At 62.9% G+C, this 26,790-nt stretch carries 25 protein-coding genes and 2 pseudogenes; 2 read left to right on the top strand and 25 right to left on the bottom strand.

Annotated elements, in window-relative coordinates:
* Position 1 precedes the first annotated feature (1 nt).
* On the bottom strand, positions 2-385 hold the full coding sequence (locus ACVIGB_RS49400; RefSeq protein WP_456723778.1) for a DUF7736 domain-containing protein: 384 nt from the start codon (positions 383-385) through the stop codon (positions 2-4).
* A gap of 413 nt (positions 386-798) precedes the next feature.
* Positions 799-1,341 (bottom strand): annotated as a pseudogene (locus ACVIGB_RS49395) (type IV secretory system conjugative DNA transfer family protein); the annotation flags it as partial.
* A gap of 610 nt (positions 1,342-1,951) precedes the next feature.
* Here ACVIGB_RS49395 and ACVIGB_RS49390 point away from each other — a divergent pair.
* Entirely contained in the window at positions 1,952-2,203 is a 252-nt protein-coding gene (locus ACVIGB_RS49390) for a helix-turn-helix domain-containing protein (RefSeq protein ID WP_092125539.1), read from the top strand.
* A 47-nt stretch (positions 2,204-2,250) separates the two neighbouring features.
* Here ACVIGB_RS49390 and ACVIGB_RS49385 read toward each other — a convergent pair whose 3' ends face one another.
* The 17 genes and pseudogenes from ACVIGB_RS49385 to ACVIGB_RS49305 form a co-directional block, all read right to left on the bottom strand.
* The gene (locus ACVIGB_RS49385; protein WP_456725250.1) at positions 2,251-3,300 is read right to left on the bottom strand and encodes a fatty acid desaturase; all 1,050 of its coding nucleotides are present in this window, start codon (positions 3,298-3,300) and stop codon (positions 2,251-2,253) included.
* Between the two features lie 15 nt (positions 3,301-3,315).
* On the bottom strand, positions 3,316-3,624 hold the full coding sequence (locus tag ACVIGB_RS49380) for a GlsB/YeaQ/YmgE family stress response membrane protein (protein WP_456723779.1): 309 nt from the start codon (positions 3,622-3,624) through the stop codon (positions 3,316-3,318).
* Between the two features lie 443 nt (positions 3,625-4,067).
* On the bottom strand, positions 4,068-5,711 hold the full coding sequence (gene groL, locus ACVIGB_RS49375) for a chaperonin GroEL (RefSeq protein WP_176532115.1): 1,644 nt from the start codon (positions 5,709-5,711) through the stop codon (positions 4,068-4,070).
* Positions 5,712-5,852: 141 nt separating this feature from the next.
* Positions 5,853-6,170 carry a co-chaperone GroES gene (locus ACVIGB_RS49370; protein WP_092125536.1) on the bottom strand — a complete coding sequence of 106 codons (318 nt, stop codon included), beginning with the start codon at positions 6,168-6,170 and terminating at the stop codon, positions 5,853-5,855.
* A 384-nt stretch (positions 6,171-6,554) separates the two neighbouring features.
* Positions 6,555-6,758 (bottom strand): annotated as a pseudogene (locus ACVIGB_RS49365) (alpha-amylase family glycosyl hydrolase); the annotation flags it as partial.
* Positions 6,759-6,959: 201 nt separating this feature from the next.
* Entirely contained in the window at positions 6,960-8,117 is a 1,158-nt protein-coding gene (locus tag ACVIGB_RS49360; protein ID WP_456723780.1) for a diphosphate--fructose-6-phosphate 1-phosphotransferase, read from the bottom strand.
* Between the two features lie 694 nt (positions 8,118-8,811).
* Positions 8,812-10,416, bottom strand: coding sequence for a GMC family oxidoreductase (locus ACVIGB_RS49355; protein WP_456723781.1), 1,605 nt, complete (start codon positions 10,414-10,416; stop codon positions 8,812-8,814).
* Between the two features lie 42 nt (positions 10,417-10,458).
* Positions 10,459-11,865, bottom strand: coding sequence for an aldehyde dehydrogenase family protein (locus ACVIGB_RS49350; protein ID WP_456723782.1), 1,407 nt, complete (start codon positions 11,863-11,865; stop codon positions 10,459-10,461).
* A 101-nt stretch (positions 11,866-11,966) separates the two neighbouring features.
* The gene (locus ACVIGB_RS49345) at positions 11,967-12,923 is read right to left on the bottom strand and encodes a helix-turn-helix domain-containing protein (RefSeq protein ID WP_456723783.1); all 957 of its coding nucleotides are present in this window, start codon (positions 12,921-12,923) and stop codon (positions 11,967-11,969) included.
* Positions 12,924-13,056: 133 nt separating this feature from the next.
* Complete coding sequence (locus ACVIGB_RS49340; protein WP_456723784.1) at positions 13,057-13,767, bottom strand: ABC transporter ATP-binding protein; 711 nt, start codon at positions 13,765-13,767, stop codon at positions 13,057-13,059.
* Positions 13,764-14,483 (bottom strand): ABC transporter ATP-binding protein, encoded by a 720-nt coding sequence (locus ACVIGB_RS49335; protein WP_456723785.1) that lies wholly within the window; start codon positions 14,481-14,483, stop codon positions 13,764-13,766. The genes ACVIGB_RS49340 and ACVIGB_RS49335 overlap by 4 nt, the downstream gene beginning before the upstream one ends.
* Positions 14,480-15,511, bottom strand: coding sequence for a branched-chain amino acid ABC transporter permease (locus ACVIGB_RS49330; protein ID WP_456723786.1), 1,032 nt, complete (start codon positions 15,509-15,511; stop codon positions 14,480-14,482). The genes ACVIGB_RS49335 and ACVIGB_RS49330 overlap by 4 nt, the downstream gene beginning before the upstream one ends.
* A gap of 6 nt (positions 15,512-15,517) precedes the next feature.
* On the bottom strand, positions 15,518-16,381 hold the full coding sequence (locus ACVIGB_RS49325; RefSeq protein WP_456723787.1) for a branched-chain amino acid ABC transporter permease: 864 nt from the start codon (positions 16,379-16,381) through the stop codon (positions 15,518-15,520).
* A 3-nt stretch (positions 16,382-16,384) separates the two neighbouring features.
* Positions 16,385-17,650: an ABC transporter substrate-binding protein gene (locus tag ACVIGB_RS49320; protein ID WP_456723788.1), complete on the bottom strand. Its 1,266-nt coding sequence runs from the start codon at positions 17,648-17,650 to the stop codon at positions 16,385-16,387.
* A 249-nt stretch (positions 17,651-17,899) separates the two neighbouring features.
* Positions 17,900-18,289, bottom strand: coding sequence for a nuclear transport factor 2 family protein (locus ACVIGB_RS49315; RefSeq protein WP_456723789.1), 390 nt, complete (start codon positions 18,287-18,289; stop codon positions 17,900-17,902).
* 16 nt (positions 18,290-18,305) lie between these two features.
* Positions 18,306-19,100, bottom strand: coding sequence for a MoaF C-terminal domain-containing protein (locus ACVIGB_RS49310; RefSeq protein WP_456723790.1), 795 nt, complete (start codon positions 19,098-19,100; stop codon positions 18,306-18,308).
* A 14-nt stretch (positions 19,101-19,114) separates the two neighbouring features.
* On the bottom strand, positions 19,115-19,903 hold the full coding sequence (locus ACVIGB_RS49305) for an SDR family NAD(P)-dependent oxidoreductase (RefSeq protein WP_456723791.1): 789 nt from the start codon (positions 19,901-19,903) through the stop codon (positions 19,115-19,117).
* A gap of 497 nt (positions 19,904-20,400) precedes the next feature.
* On the opposite strand from ACVIGB_RS49305, the gene ACVIGB_RS49300 reads away from it, so the two are divergent.
* Positions 20,401-20,907: a MarR family winged helix-turn-helix transcriptional regulator gene (locus tag ACVIGB_RS49300; protein ID WP_456723792.1), complete on the top strand. Its 507-nt coding sequence runs from the start codon at positions 20,401-20,403 to the stop codon at positions 20,905-20,907.
* 59 nt (positions 20,908-20,966) lie between these two features.
* Here the strand turns inward: ACVIGB_RS49300 and ACVIGB_RS49295 are convergent, their stop codons facing one another.
* From ACVIGB_RS49295 to ACVIGB_RS49270, 6 genes are all read right to left on the bottom strand, one after another.
* Positions 20,967-22,124, bottom strand: a complete 1,158-nt coding sequence (locus ACVIGB_RS49295) for an ABC transporter substrate-binding protein (protein ID WP_456723793.1) — start codon at positions 22,122-22,124, stop codon at positions 20,967-20,969.
* 57 nt (positions 22,125-22,181) lie between these two features.
* A complete protein-coding gene (locus ACVIGB_RS49290; RefSeq protein WP_456723794.1) occupies positions 22,182-22,964 on the bottom strand; it encodes a cyclase family protein in 783 nt (260 codons plus the stop codon).
* A 34-nt stretch (positions 22,965-22,998) separates the two neighbouring features.
* On the bottom strand, positions 22,999-24,240 hold the full coding sequence (locus tag ACVIGB_RS49285) for an SDR family NAD(P)-dependent oxidoreductase (RefSeq protein ID WP_456723795.1): 1,242 nt from the start codon (positions 24,238-24,240) through the stop codon (positions 22,999-23,001).
* Positions 24,237-25,415 (bottom strand): thiolase family protein, encoded by a 1,179-nt coding sequence (locus ACVIGB_RS49280; protein ID WP_456723796.1) that lies wholly within the window; start codon positions 25,413-25,415, stop codon positions 24,237-24,239. The genes ACVIGB_RS49285 and ACVIGB_RS49280 overlap by 4 nt, the downstream gene beginning before the upstream one ends.
* A 136-nt stretch (positions 25,416-25,551) precedes the next feature.
* Positions 25,552-26,334 (bottom strand): aspartate/glutamate racemase family protein, encoded by a 783-nt coding sequence (locus ACVIGB_RS49275; RefSeq protein ID WP_456723797.1) that lies wholly within the window; start codon positions 26,332-26,334, stop codon positions 25,552-25,554.
* Positions 26,335-26,416: 82 nt separating this feature from the next.
* A complete protein-coding gene (locus tag ACVIGB_RS49270; protein ID WP_456723798.1) occupies positions 26,417-26,737 on the bottom strand; it encodes a hypothetical protein in 321 nt (106 codons plus the stop codon).
* Between the last annotated feature and the right edge of the window lie 53 nt (positions 26,738-26,790).

Genomic DNA, 26,790 nt, shown 5'->3' with positions numbered 1-26,790 from the left:
CTTACGAACGCTGTGAGGGCACTTCGACTATTATTGTGCGACCGTTCAGGCGCTCCGGAATGCCATCGGTCGGAAGCATCGCGGTGAGACCGTCGCCTTTTCTGATTTTGACCGCCTTGCCGATTTCAGCCTCGAGCTTCACGACGAACCCAACATAGTTGGTGGCATCGATCCCGGGGGCGGCATCAGTTGGCATACCGGGACACTGCTCGAGGACCGTGCGCTGCATCTCCTTCCAGATATCCCGGCTGCCGAAATGATGGGTGCAGATCGGATGCCCCATCAAGAACTCCGCCGCGTCATGTATCTCCTCGAACTTGCAGAGCAGCACGCCGCTCGACAATGAAGCGATGACGATAGTCGGGAAATCGCGTGTCTCGGTCATCAAATCTCTCCATGCTTATCGTGATGCATAACGCTGTAGATCCATGCCGGCCGATCGAACACCGAGTCTGGACCATGTTGCGCTCGATATCGACCTTTCTTGAGCAGAATTCCGCCCATGCTCTTGCGGCATTTCCCGGGCCGAATTGGCTTCATCTTCTTGCCAAGGATGTGCTGCCTGTTCACGACTGGCAAAGTCTACCACTCGCGAAGCGTCCCGCTCAAGACGCCTTCTGGTCGATGCGTATCGACCCATCTCCATCGCGCCGCCGGAACAAGATCGATGGTCCGTCGAATGCGGTGAAGACATTGCATCCCCTGTTCGTATCATCCAGGGTAGGAAGGTTATCCGGTGTTCTCGGTGGGTGAACAACGCTTCCAGTGGAACCAGGAACCATCTTCCCGCGTTTTGCCCGATGACAGCTCGTGATCTACCCGGGCGGATGAGCGCACCGACCCCATCCAATTGTCAGGGCGTGCGGCCGGCCCGTCGGCATATGCGTCGCTCGTCAAGGACGGCGGCTTACGCAGGCGGCTGACGAAGTTTGCGTTTTCGTAGTGCCGCAACTTCATCGCCCGGACCGGCGCAAGGCCGGAGACCAGGACGATGGCCTGATCAGGCGGCAACTGCATCACTTCGCCGCGCGTCAGCAAAGAACGCGCAGTCTCCCGACGGCTGACCATCACATGGCTAAGCCAGGAAACCAGCCGATGACCGGCATAGTTGCGCTGGGCCCGCAGCTCGGTCGCGGTCCCCAGCGCGTCCGAGATTCGTTTGGCGGTGCGCTCGTCGTTGGCGGCGAAGGCAATGCGGACGTGGCAATTGTCCAGGATCTCGTTGTTCTCGCCATACGCCTTTGCGATCTGGTTGAGCGACTGGGCGATCAGATAGGCGCGGATTCTATAGCCGGCCATGAACGCGAGCGCGCTTTCGAAGAAGTCGAGCCGTCCGAGCGCGGAGCTGTGGCGTAGAAATGGCGGAGAGAGTGGGAGTCAAACCCACGATTTCGATCATTCCGCGTCAAGCAGCTGAGACTGCACGAAGGCACTCGCCCCCTCCTGCCGTTGGAAATTCAGATCCTGCACATGCGCAACAAGCCTGCTCAAGTTTGCTGTGATGGGATTTTTCTTGATCTCCCGGTGCACACGTCGTGCACACGCCACCTCCTAAGCAATTGAACAACTTGAACTCTCGCTCCAATCCATCATGGGGGCCACGGAAAAACGGTGGTCTAACATATTGTTTTCATTCAACTTAACTATCTCTGTCGGTCCAATCGACTTTGGCTCGACGGACAATCCGAAGCGTTAGACCTAAAGCATTTTCCTTTCTTTTCAACGGCTTGATCGCATCATTCGATTACTTTCGCTTATTTCGACTATGTCTGCACGGCAGTACCAAAATGCCCGTGCAGTACCGCGGCTCGGCGGAATGCTTTGACCGCGCTTAACTACGCCAGATCGTCGAATCTGAAATCGGAATGGGAGGAATGGCACTGCCGTGATGCAGACGCTTGATCGGCTTAGCCACGCAGCGTTACCGGGATTTGCTAAAGGAGCTGGATCAATGAGCAAGAAGCGCTTCGCTTATGTGTGGGATGCAATTGAGGATACACCTGCGCAGGCTGAGAACATGAAGCTCCGTTCGGCGTTGATGATGGCTTTGAAGGATCATATCGCCCGGACTGGGCTAAGCCAGTCCGAAGCCGCCAAGCTGCTTGGTGTTACCCAGCCGCGTATCTCTGATCTCATACGCGGCAAGAGCAGCGAGTCAGGTAGGGCTGTCGGGGCTGGAAGGTCAGAGCCCGCGCACTGCTGAGACCACCAAGTGGGAGTTCACTGGCGTACGAGACCCCGACCGGTGCGTCAGCGGTCAAATCTAGGCGTCTGGTTGTTGCCCCCTTCAAGCAGCAGGGCAATCTCCAGCTCTCGAAACGAAATGAGGCGTCGCCCAGTCTCGTCCCACAGAGCCCTCCCCACGCACTGCAAACTTTGCGGCAGGGTGATCCGTCCAATGGCAGCGAGTTCCGGATGATCCCGCAACACGTCCGGCAATCGATAGCAAGGGATCCGGCTGCACAAATGATGGACGTGGTGGACGCCAATGTTAGCCGTGAACCAGCGCAACACAGCTGGCAAGTAATAGTGCGAACTGCCGTGTAGCGCAGCTTCGTGAAGACTCCAGGCCCCGTCATGGGACCAGGTGGTGTCCTCGAACTGGTGTTGGACATAGAACAGCCAGACACCTATCGACGCCGCCAAAACCATGATCGGCAAATGCACCAGAAGGAAGGGCCCAAAGCCGATCAGCCGGATCATCGCGGCGGCCAGGATCGCGATGGCGGCGTTCGTGCCCATCGTACTTAGCCAGGGCTTCCAGCCGCTTCGCATCATCCCGATCGGCAAGCGGTGCCGCAAGATAAACAGATAGGTGGGACCCAAGCCAAACATTACGATCGGATGCCGGTACAGACGATAAAGCAGCTGACGCCATCGGGACCGTTCGAGAAACTCGCTCACTGTCAATGTGTCGATGTCGCCGAATCCTCGATGATCGAGATTACCCGAACTCGCGTGATGGAGGGTGTGGTTACGTCGCCAGTAATCGTACGGAGTAAGGGTCAAGACCCCGATGGTTCGGCCGACCCAATCGTTGACGCGCCGGCCGTGGAAGAACGATCCGTGGCCGCAGTCGTGCTGGATCATGAAGAGACGGACGAGGAAGCCCGCGGCGGGTATGGCCAGCAGAAGCCCAATCCGGTAGCCGTGGTCAACAGCTGCCCACATCAAACCCCAGATGGCGAAGAAAGGCACAGCCGTGATCACCAGCTCGAATACGCTGCGCGCGCTGTTCGGTTCGCGATACCGGACAAGCAGGCGCGCCAATGAGCGGCTTTCTGGTGGACAACGAACCATGCCTTCCGACAGCATTTACCACCAGCGTCTCCGCCAGGGTCCGCCCCAGCTTCCAGCCCATCGGCTTCTTCCGCGGACCAGTCTGATGATCAGAAGCAGCAACACCGCGCCAATCGCGGCACTCATGATCGCCGAGACGATACCGAAACCGAAATGGATTCCGAGTTGCGGAAACAGCCAGCTCGCAATGAAGGCGCCCGCGATTCCCACGATGAGATCGCCAACGAGGCCAAAGCCGGTCCCGTGGACGAGCTGGCCCGCAAGCCAGCCGGCGGCGACGCCGACAACCAAGATGACGAGAAGGCTTTCGCCGGACATGTTCATCTTTGCGTCCTCACGATCCGACAGTCACGCTATGATGCTACCGCGGTTACGCAGGATAGCCCCGAGCGGGGACAGATACTGTGCAATATTGCTCAGACATCATTTGTTCTGGCGGAACAAGTTGACCGCTCCGCGCAAACAAATGTGCAATTTTGCTCAGCGATGGCGGATGATAGCCCGTAGACGTGTCGTCAGGCTTGTTCCGGACTTATGCGACCAGTCCGATCGGCAATCGGCCAAGTCTCGATCTGATCTATCAGATAGCCGCGGCGGTGCACTCGCAAAGTCGAAAAAGCTACGAATCGATGGGTGCAGATTTCAGGTAGGTCTCCTCCGGATCAAGTAGAGTCGCGATCTCACTGGTCGAGATTGACGTGTAGCCAGTACAGAAGGCCCGGCATCGCTGCCGAGCCATCTTATTGTTGAGCTCCGAATGTTCGGAGTTAGAAGTCCATGCCACCCATTCCGCCCGCACCCGGAGGCATGCCGCCGCCACCCGCGTTCTTCTTCGGCACTTCGGCCACCATGGCTTCGGTGGTGATCAGAAGAGCCGCCACCGAGGACGCGTTTTGGATCGCCACCCGAACCACCTTGGTCGGATCGATGATGCCCTTCGAGATCAGGTTGCCGTATTCACCGGTCTGCGAGTCGAAGCCGTACGAGTACTGATCCTTTTCGAGGATCTTGCCGACGATCACCGAACCGTCCTCACCCGCGTTGATCGCGATCTGGCGGGCCGGGTAGGACAATGCCTTGCGCACGATCTCGACGCCGGTCTTCTGGTCGTCGTTCTTGGTGCGAATGCCCTTGAGGTGCTCGGAGGCACGCAGCAAGGCGACGCCGCCGCCCGGGACGATGCCTTCCTCGACAGCCGCGCGGGTCGCATGCATCGCGTCATCAACGCGATCCTTGCGCTCCTTCACCTCGACCTCGGTCGCGCCGCCGACGCGGATCACCGCGACGCCGCCTGCGAGCTTGGCGAGACGCTCCTGCAGCTTCTCACGGTCGTAGTCCGAGGTGGTCTCCTCGATCTGCGCCTTGATCTGCGCCACGCGAGCTTCGATGTCGGCCTTCTTGCCGGCGCCGCTGACGATCGTGGTGTTCTCCTTGTCGATCATCACCTTCTTGGCGCGGCCGAGCATCTGCAGCGTGACGTTCTCGAGCTTGATGCCGAGGTCTTCCGAGATGGCCTGGCCACCGGTCAGGATCGCGATGTCCTGCAGCATGGCCTTGCGGCGATCGCCGAAGCCCGGAGCCTTGACGGCCGCGACCTTCAGGCCGCCACGCAGGCGGTTGACGACCAGGGTGGCAAGCGCCTCGCCCTCGACGTCTTCAGCGATGATGACCAATGGCTTGCCGCTCTGCACCACGGCTTCCAACAAGGGAAGCAATTCATTCAACTGAGATAGCTTCTTCTCGTTGATCAGGACGTAGGCATCTTCCATCTCAACGCGCATCTTGTCGGCGTTGGTGACGAAATAGGGCGAGATGTAGCCGCGGTCGAACTGCATACCCTCGACGACTTCCAGTTCGGTCTCCAGCGACTTGGCTTCCTCAACCGTGATCACGCCCTCGTTGCCGACCTTCTTCATGGCGTCGGCGATGAACTTGCCGATCTCGGCATCGCCGTTGGCGGAGATGGTGCCGACCTGGGCGATCTCCTCGTTCGAGGTGACCTTCTTAGAGTTCTTGACGAGGTCGGCGACCACGGCTTCCACCGCTAGGTCGATACCGCGCTTCAGGTCCATCGGGTTCATGCCGGCGGCAACCGACTTGGCGCCTTCACGGACGATCGCAGCTGCAAGCACAGTCGCGGTGGTGGTGCCGTCGCCGGCCGCGTCAGCGGACTTGGAGGCGACTTCGCGCACCATCTGGGCGCCCATGTTCTCGAACTTGTCCTCGAGCTCGATCTCCTTGGCGACGGTGACGCCGTCCTTGGTGATGCGGGGAGCGCCGAACGACTTCTCGAGCACCACGTTGCGGCCCTTGGGACCGAGTGTCACTTTCACCGCATTATGGAGAATGTCGACACCGCGCAACATGCGGTCCCGGGCATCGACGCCGAATTTGACTTCTTTGGCTGACATAATGATCTCCCTTTTCGACTGGTCAGGTCCCGAAGCTCGCGCGACTTGGCGGGTCCTTGAGGGATGAAGACTTGAATGACGGCCTCATCCTTCGAGGTGCCTGTTGCGCCCGCCCCTATAATAAGGAAACGGGCTAAACGCTTAAGCGGCCTTCTTCTTGGTGGCGGGAACGTCGGTGAGGACGCCCATGATGTCACCCTCCTTCATGATCAGGAGGTCGACACCGTCGATCTTGACCTCGGTGCCCGACCACTTGCCGAACAGGACGCGGTCACCGACCTTGATGTCGATCGGGATCAGCTTGCCGGCCTCGTCACGGCCGCCCGGGCCGACGGCGATCACTTCGCCCTGGGAGGGCTTTTCCTTGGCAGTGTCCGGAATGATGATGCCGCCTGCGGTCTTGTCTTCGGCGTCGATGCGCTTGACCACCACGCGGTCGTGGAGCGGACGAAATTTCATGCGATCCTCCTTGGATTTTGTGATTTATTTTCTGGATTGGCAGTCGCAATGAGCGAGTGCTGGTCGCTCCTCACATAAGCCTACAACACTGGCCCGCAAGGGCTTCGGCCCAGGATGTTAGACTTTACCTCGAGTCCCTTGAGGACGAGGCCCTAGTACGATTGATAGCAGGCGAAATAGACATGCTGATAGACGGTGGCATTCGTGCTCGATTTGACCGAACGCTAGCGCGCCGAGGAAGCCCTTCGGGATAGCGAATACAAGCTCTGCCAAATCGTCGACGCCGTGCCAGGCATCATCCGGTCGTCGGGCCCGGACGGTAAGTTGGCAATGCAGATCGTCGAAGTCTGCCAGACTGCCGAAGCGTGGATCGACAACGCGCTAGTCTGCGACGTCATAGCCGAAATCAACCATCGGCGACGGGTAGACGGGGAAGATCCAGATCGCGTCGACCCCAGGGCTGACAAGATAGTCGAGCCGCCGCCCGATCCCCGTGAGGTCGCCGACGCCGTCGTCATTGGTGTCCTGAAAGGAATGTGGGTAGATCTGATAGATCACACCCGCCTGCCACCAGGCGCAGTCATGCAGCAGCCAATCCGAGCGGTGAAAATGAACTCTCTACTGTTGTGATCGGAAGACGACGGTTTTCTCTAGGTCTCGTACTTCGGACCGGTTGGAACTGTAGCCAAGCTCCGCACAAGGACGGCGTTGCCCACGAGCGGACGTCCGCGGTTGTACCAAAAAAACACTTCTGAGAGCCTCACGCTGAGAATGCCCTATCCGGAATTTTCACACGAACGGCAGGAAGATGTCGGGCCGTGTGGGTAGAAGCCGCCGAAAATAGCCCCGTCCCTCAGCCGAAACGGCACTGCTGCCAGCAAAGAAGTCGTCCGGCATATGACGCGTTTTGCCAGCCACACGCTCGAGCGGCACGATCTGAGGTTCGATGCGGTCGCCGTCATAGTGTAGCACCACCGAGCCACTGCCGGTTAAGGCGCTCTGCGCGGCAAATTCGCCTGCGGCGAAAGCCTCCTTGCGGTCGGTTTCGTCGATCACGCCGATATATCCGCGTGGTAGATAGCCTAGCGTATCGACGCGCGCCCTTGCCTTGCGAAAACGCGATTTCAGCGCTTTCTGGATTTCGACGCCTAGATCGCCGCCGGTCAATTGCAGATTGCCATGGGCGTCGCGCTCGACCGCCCCGCCCGCCAGCGCCTCGGTGAGAGGCCGACCCATCTCGTCCTGCACGCCCTCGGACATCGAAACGATGCAGCGGCCCAGGCGCGCATAAACCGCATCGACCTCGTCGAGGAACCGGGGAACCGAGAACGGCTGTTCCGGTGTGTAGATCAGATGCGGCGCATCGTCGGGCGATTGCTGCCAGCCCGCGGCGGCGGCGGTGAGAAAGCCGGCATGACGGCCCATAACGATGGCCACATGGATGCCGGGCATGGCGCGAAAATCGAGATCGATGCTGACAAGGGCGTTGGCGACGAAGGCGGCGGCCGAGATGAAGCCGGGGACATGATCGTTCTCCATCAAGTCGTTATCGATCGTCTTGGGGGCATGCACGAAATGGCAGGAGCCACTTGACTGTTGACGCAGCAGTTCGAGCGTTCCTGCCGTGTCATTGCCGCCAATATAGACGAAGGCACGGGCGTCGAGCCGGTCCAGCGCCGCGAGGATATCAGAGCATGTGTCGGGATCTGGTTTGTCGCGGGTCGAGCCGAGCGCCGAACTGGGCGTATTGCCGAGGCGGTGCAGATCCGCCTCGGGGACGGCGGTGAGGTCGACGACGTTGTCCGCCGTGAGGCCGCGCACGCCATAGCGCGCGCCGAGAATCTGCAACGACGGATCATGCCTGCGCGCGGCAAGGATGGCGCCGCACAGCGTCTGGTTGATCACAGCGGTGGGGCCGCCGCCCTGGGCAATGACGATCGATGGCATGAATCCTCCATGTCTTATTCTTGCTGTGCCGCCCGCGGACAGTGAGAGACGATTGAAGCGAAGATTATCCAATCCTGCAACGAGCTGTGGCCTGCAGCGAATGGATCTTTGGATCTGCGTCTTGCTAACCGTGCTAGAGGTCGCGCTTAGGAAGGACCGCCTTGCGCCAACTGCGGTCCATCGACGATCGACTTCGACAATCACCAGCTTGCCAGCAGGTCGCGCCCACGCCCGTCTACTGCTGACGCTGAAGCACCCGGTTCGGCGTGCTCACATCGTTTGTCTCTAGATTTTCTTTGGTCTCCCGGTGCACACGTCGTGCACACGCTGTCCTCTAACCAATTGAAAAGCTTAAACTCTGGCTCCAATCCATCATCGGGCCACGGAAAAGAGATAGTTCTGCGATTTCAATGGTTTACCTTGGAATTCAAAGGGGTATCCATAAACATGTGCGCTTCAAACTAGGCCGAATTTGCGCACGCTTGTACCCGTTTTGACCTGCCAGTGCACGCGTAGCGCACACAAAGCGGTGCGTCGCCCGGAGGAAGTCCAATCATGCTGTCCCGGAAGCAGATTGCGCTCTGCTCGGTGCGGTCGAGATCGAGGCCGCTCAGGGCTGCGCGCGGATGCGCCGACACCTGCTTCGACCGCGGCGTATTCGTCCGCGCGCTCGGCGACACGGACCCCAACTGTCTCACGAGGCGCTTGTCAATTCCGCCTCTCCCAAGATGAAGCGAGCTGCCCGCTCCCCGATCATCATGGTTGGTGCGTTGGTATTTCCCGAGACGAGCTGCGGCATGATTGAGGCATCAGCGACACGAAGGCCTTCGACCCCACGCACCAGCAGTTGTTCGGAGACAACCGCCATCGGGTCGCCGGAGGGCCCCATCTTCGCCGTTCCGGAGGGATGAAACACGGTCTTCGAGATCGCGCGCACATAGTCGGCGAGCGCATCGACGTCGTTCTCGACGCCGGGCTTTGGCAAAGCGCGCCGCTTGATCAGACGCGCCAGCGAAGGCGCCTCGGAAATGCGAATGGCAAGCTGGACTCCTCGCACGAGAGTGTCGACATCCGCTCGCTCTGCCAGCGAATTGGCAACGAACAGCCCCGGGTCGGCCGGATTCGGCGATCTCAGGCGAACAGTTCCACGGGACTGAGGGCGCAGGACGCAGGGGCCGATCGAGATGCCGTGTCCGGGCTCGGACGGCCGATCTGCAAAGCCGTTGAACGTCGGCAAGACGTGAAACTGGATGTCCGGCTCGCCGGTTCCGGCGGTATCCGCAAAGCCGCCGGACTCCACGACCGTTGATGTCAGCAACCCGGTCTTGGTCAAAAGGTACTGCATCATGTGCGATGCGGCCCGAAGGCCCTTGTCTTCGCCGAAGATCGAGATCGGATCCCTGGTCTCGCACTGAACGGTCGCCTCGAGATGATCCTGGTAATTCTCGCCGACCCCGGGCAGATCGGAAACGATCTCGATTCCATGTTCGCGCAGATGCGCAGCAGGTCCGATCCCCGACAGCTGCAGAATTTTCGGTGTCGCCAGGGCGCCGGCAGTCAAGATCACTTCGCGCCGCGCCTTCACGGTCGAACCGTCCTCGAGCAGCACGCCGCTCGCCCGCTTGCCTTCGAACACCACCTTGTGGACCCGCGTCGCGGTCCTGATGGTCAGGTTGGCGCGTCGCTCCGCCTCGCGCAGGAAGGCTTCGGCGGCGCTGCGGCGGCGGCCGCGGCTCGTCGTCGTCTGGTAGAAGCCGACGCCCTCCTGGCGCGCGCCGTTGAAATCCTCGTTGTAGGGGATCCCCGCCTCCTGGGCGGCGCGGATGAACGCCCAGGACAACGGATGGCCGTAGGCACGATCGGAGACATTGAGCTTGCCGCTCGTGCCATGATACTCGCCGGACAGCCGCTGGTTGGCTTCAAGATCGCGAAAAACCGGAAGCACCTCATCGTAGCTCCAGCCGCGGCATCCCATCTGCGACCATGTATCGTAATCCCGCCGCGATCCCCGGATGTAGACCATCGCGTTGACCGAACTGCCGCCGCCGAGGACGTGCCCCTGCGGTACGATCGATGGGCGCCCGTTCAGGCCCCTCTCGGGCTCTGAAGCATAGACCCAGGCGTCCCGTCCCTTCTCGAGCACCTTGAAGAAGGTCGCAGGGATGTGGATGAACCGGTCGGTGTCGCGCTGTCCGCTCTCCACCAGCAAGACATGATTGCGCGGATCTTCAGACAGGCGGGACGCCAGCACGCAGCCGGCGGAGCCGCCGCCGGCGACGATATAGTCATACTCCTGCATATCACTTCCTGCGACGCGGCCGATTCCGACCTGCTCCCCCGGTTAAACAAACACGGTCTGGACGGTGGTGAACTCCTTCAGCCCATCGACCCCGAATTCCACGCCGAAGCCTGACTGCTTCACGCCGCCAAACGGCGCATTCGGCTGAATGGCGCCGTGCTTGTTGATCCAGACCGATCCGGATTCGATGCGTTGCGCGACCGCCTTCGCACGCGCGAGGTCGGTCCCCCAGACCGAGCCGCCGAGCCCCATCGAGCTTGCATTGGCTTTGGCAATCGCGTCCTCGACGTCGGAATATCGGATGATCGGCAGAGCCGGGCCGAACTGCTCCTCGTCCACCAGCCTGCAGCCGTGATCGACGTCGGCAACCAGCGTCACAGGATAGAAGTAACCTGGGCCGCCGGACGGATCGCCGCCGACCAGCACGCGACCGCCCTTCTTGCGCGCCTCGTCGACGAAGGCCGAGACGATCTCGTACTGCCGGCGGTTCTGCACCGGGCCGAGTGTCGAGGTCTCGGAAAGACCGTCGCCGACGACGATCTGCTTCGCATAGGCCGCGAGCTCGCGGCAAAGCTCGTCATGGATACTGTCGTGGACATAAAGCCGCTTCAACGCCGCGCAGGTTTGCCCGCCGTTGATGAATGCGCCCCAGAACAGACCCTCGACGATCTTCTTCGGATCGGCATCCGGCAGCACGATTCCGGCGTCGTTGCCGCCGAGCTCAAGCGTCAGGCGCTTCAGGCTGCCCGCCGCGTTCTGCATGATCTTGCGGCCGGTTGCCGTCGATCCCGTGAACGTCACCTTGCCGATTCCGGGATGCGCCGACATCAGGCTGCCGATCTCGTTGTCGCCGGTGACGACATTCACCACGCCCGGAGGCAGTTTCTCGTTGATCAACTCGACCAGACGGATCGTACTCAGCGGCGTCAATGGCGACGGCTTGATGACCACGGTGTTGCCCGCGCGGATCGCCGGGATGACATGCCAGCACGCGATCATGACCGGCCAATTCCACGGCGTGATCGAACCGACGACCCCGATCGGCTTGCGGTGCAACTCGACCCGTCCTTCGGCACCGTCCTGCAGGACCTCCACCGGCAGCGACAAGCCGCTGGTATGGCGTGTCCAGGCCACGGCGCCACCGATCTCGAAGCGCGAACCTAACCCGTTCAGCGGCTTGCCCTGCTCGAGCGTCAGGAGCCGCGCGAGCTCCTCGGCATGCTGCTCGATCGTATCGGCGATCGCGCGACAGGCGTCGGCACGCTCGGTATCGGGCCGGTCCTTCCAAATTTCAAACGCCTTGGAGGCGGCCGCAACCGCGGCGTCGAGATCGGACGCAGCCGCGAGCGGCATTCCGCCGACGACGGCGCCGGTCGACGGGTTCAGGACGTCCTGGAAACGATCTGTTTCGATCCGGCGCCCGTCGATAAGCAAGCCCCAGCGCTGCATGCAATCTTCTCCTCACGACAACGACTGGCTTCAGCAAAAGCCATCGCACGGCCAATGTCTTGGAAAGGAGCGCGGTTTCGCTTGGACGGGAGCGCAGCAGGCTATCGGCGCGTGACGTCGGTCGGCGAGCAGTCGAAGGCCCGCTTGAAGCAGCGGTTGAAATAGGAGATGTCGTTGAAGCCGGACGAATAGGCGATCTCGGCGATGGTGCCGCCGTCAGAACCGCGCTGCCGTTCCAGCAGGCGATCCTTGGCCAGCCGCAGCCTGCGATCCCGGATGAAGCTGGTGACGGTGGTTCCGACCGCGCTGAAATCCTCCTGCAACGTGCGCATAGAGACGCCGAGACGATTGGCGAGCCATTGCGCGGTCAGCCACTCCGCCGTGAGATGGCGGTCCACCAGGGCCCGCGCGAATTCGAGCCGCCCCGACGCCCGCTCCTTCGGACATAGCGGGGTGTCCGGCGGATCCGCGGCGAACGCCTGCCGGGTTGCCTGCAGCAGCAATTGCCGCAATTCGCCGGACCGCTTGTGGCTCGACGGCATCTGCAACATCTTGGCAACCAGCGCTCGTAGCATCGTCGACATCGGATCCTCGGCGCCGAGCCGCCGTGACACCTCGAAGTCGTTCGGCTTCTCCGACAGCAGCAATTGCCGCGGCAGATGCACCGACAAATGATTGCTGAACTGGCCGTTGAAGAAGAAATTCGACGGCAGCGAGGAATCGACCAGGATGCAGTCGCCGGACGAGATGATGCTCTGATGCCCTTGCTGCTCGACCCCGCACACCCCCTGCAACTGAACCAGCAGAAAGAAGTGCTCGCCGTAGTCCTGGCGAATATCGCGCTCTGCGCGGCGAACCACGTCGACGTCGGTTGCGACCTGGACGATCTCCATGCCTGCGGCATCGCGCAGCACAACGCCGCCATTGACGAAGCCGCGCTCCTCCTGGCCAAACGGATTGAACCGTCCGCACACGGACCGGAGCTTGTCCCTCCATTCCTCCAAAGGCGGCTGTCCCCAGACTTCAGGAGTCCAGCTGCTAAACTCCTGGAGCTGCATGCGCTCCTCCCTGGGAAACGCCGTCGAACGGCGCTTTTGATAACATGTTAAGCACCTCCTTTGCCGTGTCAACGGGATTCCGGCACGGAGATGCGGGCACGGCACCGCAACCAGGGTCGCAACGACGATGTGCTTATGCGAGATAGGCGCTGTGCAGGATGGCGGGATTGTCGATCAATTCTCGCGGTTCGCCGGAAAAGCAGATCTTGCCGCGTTCCATCACGTAGACCGCATGGGCGATCTTCAGGGCGATGTGCGTGAACTGCTCGATCAGCAGCACGCCGACCCCTTGCGCGGCCAGATCCTGCAACACCGGCACCAGGCGGGCAACGACAACGGGGGCAAGACCGAACGACAACTCGTCGGCGAGCAGATAGCGTGGTTTGGCAATGATCGCCTGCGCGAGCGCCACCATCTGCTGCTGTCCCCCCGACAGATTGCCTGACCTGGCCTGAAGGCGTTCACGCAATTCGGGAAAGGTGCCGAGTGCAACGTCGATCGCCGATCTCATTTCGGCGCGCGGCAGATGGCTGCCGGCGACCTTGAGATTGTCCTCGACGCTCAGCTCGTTCAGGACCTGGTGTCCTTCGGGGACCGCAGCCAGCCCGCTCGCGCGAATGGCCTCCGGTCGCAAGCCCCTGATCGAGCGTCCGTCGAGATTGATGGCGCCCGAGGTCGCAGGCAGGACGCCGGCGATCGCCAGCACGAGACTGCTCTTGCCGGCGCCATTCGCGCCCAGCAGCGCAGTGATCCGGCCAGGCGTGAGCGACAGATCGACGCCGTGCAGGACCGCTTTGCCGTTGCGGGCGAGATCGAGACCCTGCACTGTAAGGCCGGCGCTCACGTCGCATCCTCCAACACACCGAGGTAGGCCGCCCGCACCTTCGGCTCGGCCAGCGCGCTTGCCGTCGGCCCGTAGGCGATCGCGGAGCCGAAATCGAGCACCAGCGTTGCCGCGCAGGTCGCCGAGATCAGGTCGACGTCGTGGTCGACCAGGAGCACCTGGGCCCCGCAATGGCCGTGAAGCTGCCTGATGACGTCGCGCAGATGCTCACTCTCATGCTGGGCGAGACCCGCGCCCGGTTCGTCCATCATGATCAGCCGCGGACGGCCGACCATGGCGCGGGCGATCTCCAGCATCCGCCGCTGATAGGCGTTGAGGTCGCGGCCGAGCACGTTGCCCTTGGCGGCAAGGCCGACGAACTCCAGCGCCTGCGCAATCAGTGCAGCGCGCGGCTGCCCATCGGTCGGCACATTGTCGAGAATGGCATTGATGTTGTCGGCCGCGGTCAGGTTCTCGACGACCTGCTCATTCTGGAACGTGCGGCGAATCCCGAACGCAGCCCGCTTGTGAATCGCGATGTCCTTCAGGTCCTGCCCGTCGATGCTGACGCGTCCCGTAGTTGGGCGCACAAATCCGGACAGGACATTGATTAGCGTCGTCTTGCCCGCGCCGTTCGGCCCAACCAGGCCGGTGACCGGCTCGGGCAGACGTGCCGTCAGCTCGCTCAAGCCACGCACACCACCGAACTGCACCGTCAGATCGTCGATCTCGATCATGGACCGGCCTTTCGTTCGCCACCAAAGGCCCGGCGCAAGCGCCCGACCAGGTCAGACAGTTGGCCGGCGATGCCGTGCGGTGCAGTGATCAAGGCGTGCAGAAGTCCAATGCCGAACACCATGGTCGCGATATTGCCGTCGACGCGAAAATCGTTCAGCAGCGCCGGAAAGGCGCGCAACATCAACCCGGCGATGATCGGGCCGAACCAGGAATACGCGCCGCCCACGATCGTCAGTGCGAACAGCATGATCGATTGGCTCGCCGGAAACGCGCTGCCGTCGAGCTGCCCAACGCCGCCCGCAAGCACCGCTCCCGCGACGCCCGCGAGGAAACCGGCCAGCGCAAAGGCCCACACCTTGTAGGCGACGATGTCGACACCTCCGGCGAGCGCGCAGACCTCGCTGCGGCGGATCATGGCCCAAGCGCGGCCCGGCCGCCCGCGAACATGCGCCAGCACCAGCAGATGGCACAGCACGGTGATGACGATCGCATAGCGCAGATAGGCTTCATCGCTCTGCGCGACGAACGGGCGCGCCATCATCAGCCGCGCACCCGTGCTCTTGCCGAGAATGCCGGGTCCCCCGTCCGGGAAACCGAACGCGCTGATCAGAACCTGAATCGCGCCCGCCATCATCAAGGTGATGATCGCAAGATAAAGCCCGCGCATGCGAAGCGCCGGAAGCCCGACGATCAGCCCGACCAACGCCGCCGAGACGCCCGCGGAGAGCAGCGCGATCTCGAACGGCACCCCGAGGCCGTGGGAGATGCGCAGCGCGAACCAGCCGCCGACGCCTAGCAGGCCGAACTGCGCCAGCGACACCATGCCGACCTGCGCGAACAGCACGCTGACGCTGAGGCTTGCGATCGTCAGCGCCGCGGCGGAGATAAACGTGCGCAGCCAATAATTGCTCAGCGCATCCGGTATCACATACAGGGCGATCAGCGCGGCCACGCACAGGGCGATCCCGCGAAGCGGAACTCTGGTGGCGCGAATGGGCGGCACTCCCTCCAGGCTTTGATCGGTCACGTCAGCTCACCTGTACACGAAGACGACCTTGCGCTGCATCCACAGCAGCGCGCCGACCGCAAACAGAAACGGCACCGCGGTACGGAACGGGCCGATGATCGGCACCGGCGTCAGCAGCGCCTCGCAGACGCCGATCGCGAGGCCGCCCGCCACGGTCGCCGGCAGCGATGCGAAGCGCCCGACCACCGCCGCGGCGATCGCCGGAATGACGGCGAATGTCAACGCCTGGCCGCTCAGCCGCTGCAGATCGGCGAGCAGCACGCCGCTGACGCCGGCCAGCGCGCCCGAGATCACCCAGGCCCAGCCATCAACGCGGAACACGCGAACACCAAGCATCGCACTGAGCTCGCGGCTGCTGGCCAGCGCCCGCATCTGAAGTCCGACACGGCTATGGGAGAGAAATGCCATCACCGCGCAGGTGACCAGCAAGCCAAGCGCAAACGCGACTGCGCGCGTCATCGTGACGCGAACGCCCATCAGGTCGAAGCTCATCGTGTCGGTCGGCAGCCGAAGCCTGCGCGGCGCCTCGCCCCAGACATATCCCATGAACCCCAACAGAATGAGTGCGAAGCTGAGCGTCGCAACGGCGCGCATGATCGGATCCGAATAGGCAAGCCGGGGTGCGATCACGCGGCCATAGAGGAATGACACCGCGACCGCGGCGGCGATGCCGCCAATCCACGACCATTCGGCCGGACCGCCGCGCTCGACGATCGACCATGAAATAAAGGCTGCCAGGGCGCCGACGGCACCCTGGGCAAAGTTGACCACGCCGGATGCCCGGTAGAGCACCACGATGCCGACACCGGAGAGTACGTAGGTGGCGGCCGTCGCGAGGCCCGCAACGAGAAAGGGCGTGAAATCGGGCATCGTCTATTTCGTGATCCCGATCGTCTTCTCGAAGGCGTGCACGTCGTCGAGCTCGGGATCTTCCGACTCGATGCAGACCGGCTTCGGCACCAGCTTGCCGTCCTTGACCTGCGACACCGGGCCGGCGTGGTTGGCGTTGTGACGCGGTCCCGAGCCGATGTACCAGGGCGAGCAGAACATGTCGCTTTCGAAGCGGTTGACGTTGCGCAGCGCAGCCGTGACCGAGGCCCGATCGATCTTGGCCGGATCCATCTTCAGCAGGGTTTCCGCCGTGACGCGTGCGGCGAGGTAACCGGCCTGCGAGAAGGTATCTCGGGGATCGGAGGCCTGGCCATACTTGTCCAGCACTGCGAGCCAGTTCAGCGTATCCGGCGTCCCGGCGTTGGCTGCATTCAGCTCCATGTCGACCGTGACCTTGCCGTCCCAGTACTTGCCGATCGCGTGCGGGAAGTCCGGATTGTAGAGCGATGCCGGGCCTGCGAAATGCACCTTGTCGGCCAGCCCCTGCTCTTCCGCCGCAGCGAAGATCGGAACCGCCAGCCCCTTGGGCGTGCCGACGCTGATCACGTCGGGCTTGAACGCCATCGCTTCGAGCACGATCGAGGTCGCATCGAGCGAGCCGGGATCGAACGCGATGGTCTTGCCGTCGCCGCCCTGCTTCTTGATCCAGGCGACCGCGCCGGTGCACGACCACTCGCCGACATTGGGAATGTTCGGCGCGATGCAGACCACACGCTTGATCTTGCCGGGATAGGTCCGCGCGACATCCATCACGGCCTTGGTGTTGCTGACGCGCGGGCCGGCATTGGTCGGCGCATAGTTCTTCTGGAAGAAGCAATCGCGCGGCACGCCGACGCCGGCGATCACCATGATGTCTTCCTTCTCGTAGATCCCCTGATTGGCGCCGCAATCGACAAAGCTCATGTTGCCGACCAGCGCGACCGCCTTCTGGTCACGGATCAGCTTCGCCGCGACCTGCGAGGATTGCTCCGGGTTCCAGGCGTCGTCCTCGAGCAGATATTTGACCGGGCGGCCATTCACGCCGCCGTTGGCGTTCAGGCACTTGAAATAAGCCGCCGCGGCCAGCCCCGACGAGCTGAAATTGTCCGGGCCGGTGATGCTGACGATGCCGCCGACGACGATCGGCTCGCCGGTCGCTGCCTTGCCGGTGTTGGCACCGCAGTTTGGATCAGCCGCGTAGGCAGCGCTGCCGATGCAGACCGCAAGCATTGCGATGACGGCAGTCAGGATCGTCTGTCTCGATATCATGCGTTCCCCTCCATACCCCAGATGTCGCGTGGGTTTCGTTGTTCCGCCGCGCGTCCCCTTGCGCATCGTGCAATGCAATAACGGCGCGTTGTTCGGCCGAATTGATCTCGATACTAGGCAGGCGCGATCCGGCGCGTCTTGGACTTGGACGCAATTGGCCTAGGACACAAACGAGCAATGTGTGTGCCCGAAGCCCGCGTGCGCCGAGTGGCCGATGCCCCAGCCCCCGGCGCACGCGCCTCGCCCCCGTCACCTCATCGCGTCTGCGACGAGCCTTGTGTCGGTGAATTGCTCGAAGCGCGCCACCCGCCCCTCATCCACGTCCCAGACGTGCACGACACGCGCGCTCATTGCCTTGCCGGTCGGCTTGAAGTGCCCGAAATAGGTCCCGATCCCGACGATCGTCGTGCCGCCATCGATCAGTCGTTCAAGCGTGAACGTGTAGCCGGTCCACTCCTCGGCAATGCGTTTGAACACGCCTGCGATGATGGCGTCCGCGCCGACATAGGTTCCCGAATAGGGAAAACCCGCCATCTCGGTCCACCTGGTCTCCCCGGTGATCGGCGCCATCATGGCGGCAAGATCACCGCGATCCGATCCGGCATAATGCGCCTTGATCGCGTCGTAGTTCCGGCTCACGTCGCTGCTCCCTAGATTACACCGGTTCCTTGCCGGGGTCGTAGCTGGTTCTGGACTTGATCTTGATGAAGGCGCCGGCCGGCTTGTTCTCGACCCGGCCCTCGCTCGTCACGCCGAGGAATTTCCCGGTCGAACGCATGGCATCCCAGTCGTAGAAGAAGATCGACGCGACCGGGATGATGAACTCGCGGAATCCGAAGACGTACTGATTGTGATCGAACTTGTAGGTCGTCGTCAGATCGACGTCGCCATGGCCGCGCTGGACGCCGACCAGGTTCTGCCAGGCATAGCGCTGCGAACTCAGATAGACGTGCTCGTAAAGATGCTGCGGGCTGTATTCGTAATGGGCCGTCATCCCGACCAGGTCGCGCGACGGCGACGGCTCGAACCCCGCCGGCGGAATCGCGGGATCGCCGACAACACCGGACGTGTAGACCTGCGCGACCCGCGGTTCTCCCCGAGCTTCGCCGACGGCGCGGACGCGCTCGCGCACCGACAGCACGCGGCGGGTCCTGGTGTTGACGATGAAGGCTTCGTCCTCGGTCGGACGCGCCGCAAGGGTGACGTTGATGAAAACCACGTCGGGCGCCACGTTGATGGCCTCATACCAGTCGGCGCCGGTCGCATCGCCCTCGCGCCAGTCGAGCCGATCGGCTGAAGCAAAAGCCAGATCAATGGCGCGGCCATCCTTCAGCGTGATCTTCAGGCGCTGGCCGGCGAGCGCGTCCGTGGTCGGCAGCCGGTTGGTTGCAATGCCCGCGGCGAAGTCATCGAAATTCTTCCAGTCAGCGGGTCTGTCGTTGCCTTGCATCTTTTGCCTCCCGCTCACTCGACGAATGCCAAAGTCGGTAGGTCGACCACCGCCGCCCCGCCATCGACGGTCAGGATCGAACCATTCATGGCCGACGCATCGTTCGAGGCGAGGAAGCAGATGACGTTTGCAACTTCCTCCGATGTTGACGGGCGGCCGAGCGGCACATCTTTGGTGACCAGCCGATAGGCTTCCTCGATCGAATGAAGTCCGTGCTTCTCGACGATGACTTGCATCTGCTCGTCGGCCATCGCAGTCGCGACCCAGCCGGGACACACGATATTGGTCCGCACACCCTTGCGGCCGTAATCGCGCGCCAGCGATTTGCCGAAGCCGATGCAGGCATGCTTCATCGTCACATAGCCGGCCGCGTCGGGGCCCGCGAACAAACCGGCGATCGAGGCAACGACGACGACGGTGCCTTTTTGCGCGATCAGATCGGGAAGGCTTTCGCGGGCGCAGACAAAGGCGGTGTCAAGATTGAGCCGGGTCGCCAGCGACCATGTCTCGTCGGTCATCGAGATTGTCGGACCGACGCCGTGACCGCCGGCATTGGCGATCAGGATGTCCACCCTGCCGAACTTGCCGTGGATCTCCTTCAACGCTGCCCGTACTGCGACGCTGTCGGCCGCGTCTGCCTGCACCACGAAGCAACCGGTCTCGTCAGCCAACGCCTGCAGCGGCTCCCGCCGCCGGCCCATGACCGCAACATTGGCGCCCTCCGACGCAAGCCGCCGTGCAACGGCCGCTCCTATTCCGGTGCCCCCGCCCGTGACCAAGGCCGTTCGTCCACTGAATCTCATGTGTTCGCTTCGTCCCCATGCCGCCCGCGTTGTCGTCGAGCCGGACGACAAACTGCTACCCGACGATCTTTCGTTGCTGTCAGTTAGACCTACCGGGCCGCGTACGTCTTGGACTCAAGCGCAGCTACGCTAGGACGTGGGCGCGCGCACGGCGGTTCCGCTCGCAAGTCGCCTCAGGCTGCACCGTCGTGGTCGATGCGGAAGGGTACACGAGAGGAACCGCGGCCCCGTTTGCCGCGGGCTCGTTCAATCTCACGGCAGAGGCCACGAATTTATTTTAAGTATAAAATATAAATACAGACCAAAAGATCACCGAGGCGCCCATTGGCGAACCATGGGATAGTTGTTCGCCACGCAAAGCTCCGCAAAATTGCAGATCGGCAAGCGGCTTCGGTGCGCGTTGAACGAACCTTGAATTTACTTTTGGCACGAACTATCTTGTGGGCGACATCGAGGTCGTCGCCTTCAGCGGGACCGGATGCGGCAGGAGATCTGATTTGGCAGTCGCGAAGGAGTCCCCACCTGTTTCGCCCAAGAGCGGGGTTGATCAGGAGGCCGAGTACCGGGCTCAGACGCGGCTTTGGCTTCGGCTGCTTGCCTGCACAACCCTGATCGAGGGCGAGCTGCGGCGCCGGTTCCGCGAGGAATTCGATTTCACGATGCCGCGCTTCGACGTGCTGGCCCAGCTTGACCGCGAGCCGAGTGGACTGGTGCTGGGAGAGCTGCCGAAGCGCCTGATGGTCTCCGCCGGAAACCTCACACCCATCGTCGACCGTCTGGTCGAGGACGGCTACATCACCCGCACGCCCTCCAACCTGGATCGGCGCGTGCAGATCGTTTGCATGACCGTCGAGGGCCGGAAGGCCTTCAGGCGCATGGCCAAGAGCCATGGCTCATGGCTGGCCGAGCTGCTGGCAGGATTCCCGGCCGATCGGCTCGATGGATTGACCGGCGAGCTCGACGAGCTCAAGGGCGCCGTCAGGGACGCGATGCAGAAGCCGTGAGCTGACGTTGTAACTAGCGCTACCTTCACGTCGCGCTCCGGCGCCATCCCGCCGCTCAATCACGGCAGCAGCTTGTACTTCCCGTCCTCGATCTGAACCAGGACTCGCGCGCGCGCATCGACGCCGTGCCGATCCGCCGGCGTGTAGGAGTAGACGCCCTGCGTCCCGACCAGCTCCTTGGTGGTGAACAGCGCCTCGCGAAGCGCGGTGCGGAATTCCGGCGAGCCCGGCTTGGCGCCGGTCGCCAGCGCGCGCTTGGCCGCATCGACGAACACCAGCCAACCGTCGAAGGAATAGGATGAAAACGAGTCGGTCGGCGCCTCGCCATTCGCCTTCTCGAAGGCCGCGCGGAACGCCAAGGCAACCTTCTGGATCGGATTGCTGGCTGGTAGCTGCTCGGCCGCGGTCACCGGCCCGGTCGGGCAGATAATTCCGTTGGCGGCCTTGCCGGCGAGCCGCAGGAAATCGGCACTGATGAGTCCGTGGTTGCCGTAGAGCGGTCCCCTGTATCCACGCTCGGACAAGGCGATCACCGGCAACGCGCCAGGCGTTCCCGTGCCGCCGAGCATGATGGCGTCGCGGTGGGCCGCCAACGCGCGCAACACCTGGGCGGTCACCGACGAATCCGATCGGGCGTATCGCTCGTTAGCGATGACCTTGATGTCGGCCGCCTTGGCGCTTTGCGTCAGCGAATCGTACATGAGGTCGCCGAAGGCATCCGAGAAGCCGATGAATGCGACGGTCTTCAACCCTCGCGCCTTCATATGGTCGACGATGCCCTGAACGAGAAGCGGCGTCGGTTGCGGCGTCTGCACGACCCAGGGCCCGCCATCGCCTGATGGCACCGCCGCGATCGGTGACACCGCGATCATTGGAATCTTCATCTCGATCGCAGCCGTCGCCATCGCCAGCGTCTGCGGCGCACCTGACGTCCCGATGAGAATGTCGACCTTCTCCTGCTCGACGAGCTTGCGCGCGTTACGCGCCGACGCCGTGGGATCGGAGCCGTCGTCGAGTTGAATGACGCGGAGCTTCTCACTGCCGACTTCGCCGATATAGGCTTCGCCCGCCGCCAATCCTTTTGCATTCGGAATCCCGATCGACGACACCGGCCCGCTGAGGCCGGTGACGAAGCCGACGAGGATCTCCGCCTGCCCGACCTGCGGAACGGCGACAAGCAGCGCGGCAGAAGCCAGCAGGGTCTTCATCGAGAACATGGCACTTGTCCTTCTTGGTTTGCGTTTCTTCTGCCGGGCAAGCGCCATCCGCTCGCTTCAGTCTGCCGACACCAACGCGATCACGCGCAGCGGGCTGCCGGAACCGTTCTGGATCTTCAGGGGTGAAGCCACAATGACGGCGCCCGTTGCGGGAAGCTGATCGAGATTGCAGAGACACTGAAGGCCATACCGGCCGGCGCCGTGCAGGAAGTGATGCGCCGGATAAGGCGGTTCGAAATGGCCGGCCTGCCCCGCGTCGGTGCCGATCGTCTCGGTGCCGAATCCGATGATGCCGCGCTCCTCCACCAGCCATTTCATCACGGCCGGATTCGGACCTGGGGTGTGCGCGCCGTCATCCCTGAGGTTGGCGTAGTCGCGCCAGCCCTTCTTCGACCAGTCGGTCCGCAGCAGAACCCAGTGCCGCTCGGGAATCCGGCCGTGCTTCGCCTCCCAGGCTTCGACGAGCGGAGCGGTCAGCAGGAAATCCGGATCCTGCGCTGCCCCGGCCGAGCAGTCGATCACGCACGCCGGAGCGATCATGTCCTTGGCAGGCATTGTATCGACGGCGTTGTTCGGCAGGTCCTTGCCGGTGAACCAGTGAATCGGCGCATCGAAATGCGTGCCGGTGTGCTCGCCGAACGTCACGTTGTTCCAGTACCAGGCCGGGCCGCGACCGTCATATCGCGAAATCTCCTGGATCCGGACGGGAGCTGCCTGGCCAAACTCCGGCGGCAGCACGATGACCGGAAAATCCGGACTGAGCGTGAAGGTCAGATCGACGACGCGCACCGCGCCGGACGAGATCGCACCTGCGAGCTCCAGGAGATTCTTGCTTTGCATCGTCACGTCCTCCTGCTTGGTTGAAACCCTGATCTTATCTGTCGAGCTCGCGCTCGAGCGCTTTCGGATTGGCGGCGCGACGCTGCCTGATTTCCTCGGCAACGTCCCCGACATACATCTCCTCGAGCCCGCCTCTGAGCCCGGACACGATCGCCTGCGCAACAGCGCGCGGCGCGACCTTCGGCGGTGGCACGGTCTGGAACCACTCGGTGTCGACCGGCCCCGTGAACAGGTTCAGCACCTTGACGCCACCGGGCCTGAGTTCCGCGCGAAGACAATGCGACAGCGACAGGCAGGCGGCTTGCGATGCCGAGTAGGCGCCGAAAGCGGGCCAGTTCGCCAGCGCATAGACCGACAGGATATTGACCCAGGCGGCACTGTTGTTGACGCCATCCGCACCCCGCATCCGCATCGCCGGACCGAAGGCCTGCGCGAGGTTGATGAAGCCGAGATAGGCCTGGTCGATTTCGTCCCGCGCGATGCTCGTGCCCCTGCGGTCGAGGAGGCCGCCGGGTCGTACATATTCCGTCGTGTTGACCAGGATATCGATCTTGCCGCCGATGTCGGCCGCAAGATCAGTCGCCGACTTTTCGTCGGCCGCGTCGAGTGTGACGACCTCGATCCCTTGCTGTCCGCGCAACAGATGCTCGCCGGCAAACGGCCGCCACGGTTCGGCAACGCCGACGAACACCGTCTTCGCGCCCGCGGCCTTCAGCGCCGCAACGGCCTCCTGGCCGATCACGCTGCGGCCGTTGGTCACGAGCACCCGCCGGAATTTCGGGTCAGCCATCATTTCCCGCCACTGCCTGTCGTCTGCCATGTTGGGCGTCTCCCCCTCGGGTCGGGCAAAGGCTACTGCCTGGCCGCTCTTGTCGAGCTGAAACGACATCAGGACCGGCGCGCCCTCGACGCAGTCGGCATGCAGATGCGCCACCATCGTCGGACCGCAATCCATTTTGACAAGACCAATCCGCCAGGGCGCCCGCTCGCGGAAATAGACGTCGCTCGGCACCCGCGCCGTCGTTTCGGCCAGCAGTGCGCCGCGGCGCGGCGCATCGACGAACGCGAGATCGGCCGACAGGCAGGCGGGGCACGCCTCGCGTGCCGGGTAGGCAAAGGCGCCGCAGGCCGCGCAGCGCTGCAGCATGAAGCGTCCTTCGGCGGCGGCGCGCGTGAACCCGTGCGATGTCCTGCTGCGCGCCCGCGGCGGCGATGCGGGAAGTCGCGTCCGCAGCAGCGGGTTCTTGCGTCGGGGTGGCTCGATCGGATCGATCATCGCGCGGGCCCTGCAAAGATCACGGCGCCCGAGGCCAGGCCGCGGTCATAATTGATCATGCCGAAGCCGGAGGCCAAACCGAGCTTTGCATCCTTTACCTGTGTGGGACCGGCTTCCCCCAGGACCTGCCGCAATCCTTCGACAAGCCCGAGATAGGCGCCGGCGGCGCCGGCCTGCCCTGCCGAGAGCTGGCCGCCCGAGGTGTTGTGCGGGAAGTCGCCGTCAACCGTCAGATCGTGCTGACGAACGAAGGCCGCGCCCTCGCCCTTGTTGCAGAAGCCGAGATCCTCGAACTGCATCATCGTGATGATTGGATAGTCATCGTAGGTCTGGACGATATCGAGATCGTCAGGCTTCACGCCGGCCATCGCGTAGAGTTCGCCGACATCCATTGCCCAGCCGCCGCGCACCTGCATCGGATCGTCGGCGAAGGCGTTGTGCCGCTCGATCGTCGACAGCAATCGTGCAGCCGGCAAGCCAAGCGACGCCGCGGTCTCGTCCCGCATCACAAGGAAGGCCTCGGCACCGGCGCACGGCATGACGCAATCGAACAGGTGAATGGGGTCGGAAATGGGACGGGCCGCCAGATACTGCTCGATCGTCAGCGGCGTCTTCATCAGCGCATGCGGGTTGCGCAGCGCGTTGGCACGCTGGGCGACCGCGATCCTGCCGACGTCCTCGCGCATGACGCCATAAGTCCGCATATAGTTGCGCGCGATCAGCGCGAAGCTCGCATTGGCGCCGCCTGCGCCGTAAGGGTAGACCGCGTCCTGGTTGAAGCGCGAGAAATTCTCGAGCGTCAGGCGGAAGGAATCGACGTGGTTGGTATCGCCGGCCACGCAAGCCACGATGTCGGCATCGTGTGCCTGCACCGCGCGCGCCGCCTTCCGCAATGCCGCGATGGCGCTGGCGCCGCCGAGCGGGATGGTGTCCAGCCATCTGACACACAGCCCGAAATGCTGGGTCAGTCCGATCCCGCTGTCGGTCCCCATGGTGAAGCTGGAGACGCACAGGCCGTCGATATCGGAGGCCTTGATGCCGGCCCGCGTGACTAGCGCGCTCAGCGCGCGGCCGATCCACCATTGCGCGCTCTCGATGGAATAGCGCGCATAGGGGATCGTGACGGGAGCCGCCATCACGATGCCGTCATACGGTGTGCGCAGCGAATTTTTCACCAGCCGCCTGCCTTGCCTGCCCGCATCAAATCACCGTCAGCTTCGCATCGATACTGCCACGAGTCGTATTCGAACAGGGTCACCTTCTCGGGTCTCGTCACGTCTGGCTCTCCAGAGTTGGTCGGCTGTTCGGGCGCTAACGCTTGTTGCGCGCGAGCATCGCTCGGAAATCATCACGGGCCAATGCACTGGCACGCTTGAAGCTCGGTCCGCGGCTCGGCTCGGTGCCATTGAGTTGTCTGAGCTGTACCCACATCTCGGCGCTCTTCAACGCCACCGCGGCGCAGTTCACGACCGGCGCGTGCCCGACCTTCAGACCGTGCTCACGCCCGATCAAGAGGCCCGGCAGCACACCGGCAGGGATCACCACGTCGGCGCCGCGCTCCACCAGCGGCAGGGCACAGGCCAGAAAATCCTCGATCATCCGGGCGTGGGCCGCCTGATCGCCAGCGAACGCAGCCGCGAAATCCTCCGGCTTGCAGCCGAGGCCGGTCACGTGGACGATGCGATCACCGAGGCCATAACGTTCAGCCTGCTCGTAGTGCCAGACCTCGAAGACGGGATCGAGCGCCACGAGGCCGAGGCGCCGACCGAGTTGCGAGGCCGCAAGCAGCGTCGCCTCGCCGGTCCCGATCACGGGAATGTCGAGCGTCGAGCGGAGTTCATAAAGTCCCGGATCCTGGAAGTGGCCCATCACGAAGGCGTCGAACCCACTCTCCTCGGCCGCGATCCCGTTGTCGATCGCCTGAACCGCGCAGCGCAATTCGGCAAGCCGGCCGAACTCCCGATCCGGCGGCGAAATGCCCTCGACGTGAACCGTCGTGCCGGGCGCAGCGATCGTGTTGAGGTACTCCGACAGCCGCGCCATATAGGGCGCGTTCACGCTCGCATCGACGAAACTCTGCCAGAAGATGCGCATCGCCCTTCTCCTCAAACGGTGACGGGAGCATCGGCCGTCGGCCTGCCGACGGAGATATTTCAACCATAAACTAATTGACCCGTCAAATGCGCAGCATGGAGCCCGTCAAGGGGGCCTCTCCGTCGCGCCAAGAAGGCCTATTTTCCGGGACAAAGAGATGAAGGAAATGGCGCGTCCTGACGGAATTGTATGCAGCAACATTTTTTTCTGGCAGCCCCGTGACACGTGTTGACGGCGCCACAGAGAATACTTTAGGCTTTAAGTAATCGACCACCGGCCAATGCCGGTGGCCATGACGATGATGTTGCAGGGCACCGATTTTGAGAAACTCAATCGCGTGGACTATCGTCGGGCCTGAATGGCCGGCAGCAACATCGCCGGTCGCGCATCGCGGCTGCGGCATTCGCCTTCCTTCATTTCGACAGATGCACGCCGGTTGCCGCCGACCCGCCCGCT

The organism is Bradyrhizobium sp. USDA 4341, assembly GCF_054063755.1.
This window is presented reverse-complemented; position numbering and strand designations above follow the sequence as displayed.

Coding starts and splice junctions, on each gene's coding strand:
- ACVIGB_RS49320 (WP_456723788.1), bottom strand. CDS start 17,650: ATGATATCGAGACAGACGATCCTGACTGCCGTCATCGCAATGCTTGCG.
- ACVIGB_RS49370 (WP_092125536.1), bottom strand. CDS start 6,170: ATGAAATTTCGTCCGCTCCACGACCGCGTGGTGGTCAAGCGCATCGAC.
- ACVIGB_RS49285 (WP_456723795.1), bottom strand. CDS start 24,240: ATGATCGATCCGATCGAGCCACCCCGACGCAAGAACCCGCTGCTGCGG.
- ACVIGB_RS49380 (WP_456723779.1), bottom strand. CDS start 3,624: ATGAACATGTCCGGCGAAAGCCTTCTCGTCATCTTGGTTGTCGGCGTC.
- ACVIGB_RS49305 (WP_456723791.1), bottom strand. CDS start 19,903: ATGAGATTCAGTGGACGAACGGCCTTGGTCACGGGCGGGGGCACCGGA.
- ACVIGB_RS49345 (WP_456723783.1), bottom strand. CDS start 12,923: ATGCAGCTCCAGGAGTTTAGCAGCTGGACTCCTGAAGTCTGGGGACAG.
- ACVIGB_RS49400 (WP_456723778.1), bottom strand. CDS start 385: ATGACCGAGACACGCGATTTCCCGACTATCGTCATCGCTTCATTGTCG.
- ACVIGB_RS49335 (WP_456723785.1), bottom strand. CDS start 14,483: ATGATCGAGATCGACGATCTGACGGTGCAGTTCGGTGGTGTGCGTGGC.
- ACVIGB_RS49310 (WP_456723790.1), bottom strand. CDS start 19,100: ATGCAAGGCAACGACAGACCCGCTGACTGGAAGAATTTCGATGACTTC.
- groL (WP_176532115.1), bottom strand. CDS start 5,711: ATGTCAGCCAAAGAAGTCAAATTCGGCGTCGATGCCCGGGACCGCATG.
- ACVIGB_RS49275 (WP_456723797.1), bottom strand. CDS start 26,334: ATGCGCATCTTCTGGCAGAGTTTCGTCGATGCGAGCGTGAACGCGCCC.
- ACVIGB_RS49270 (WP_456723798.1), bottom strand. CDS start 26,737: ATGCCGCAGCCGCGATGCGCGACCGGCGATGTTGCTGCCGGCCATTCA.
- ACVIGB_RS49390 (WP_092125539.1), top strand. CDS start 1,952: ATGAGCAAGAAGCGCTTCGCTTATGTGTGGGATGCAATTGAGGATACA.
- ACVIGB_RS49325 (WP_456723787.1), bottom strand. CDS start 16,381: ATGCCCGATTTCACGCCCTTTCTCGTTGCGGGCCTCGCGACGGCCGCC.
- ACVIGB_RS49295 (WP_456723793.1), bottom strand. CDS start 22,124: ATGTTCTCGATGAAGACCCTGCTGGCTTCTGCCGCGCTGCTTGTCGCC.
- ACVIGB_RS49350 (WP_456723782.1), bottom strand. CDS start 11,865: ATGCAGCGCTGGGGCTTGCTTATCGACGGGCGCCGGATCGAAACAGAT.
- ACVIGB_RS49360 (WP_456723780.1), bottom strand. CDS start 8,117: ATGCCATCGATCGTCATTGCCCAGGGCGGCGGCCCCACCGCTGTGATC.
- ACVIGB_RS49355 (WP_456723781.1), bottom strand. CDS start 10,416: ATGCAGGAGTATGACTATATCGTCGCCGGCGGCGGCTCCGCCGGCTGC.
- ACVIGB_RS49290 (WP_456723794.1), bottom strand. CDS start 22,964: ATGCAAAGCAAGAATCTCCTGGAGCTCGCAGGTGCGATCTCGTCCGGC.
- ACVIGB_RS49385 (WP_456725250.1), bottom strand. CDS start 3,300: ATGGTTCGTTGTCCACCAGAAAGCCGCTCATTGGCGCGCCTGCTTGTC.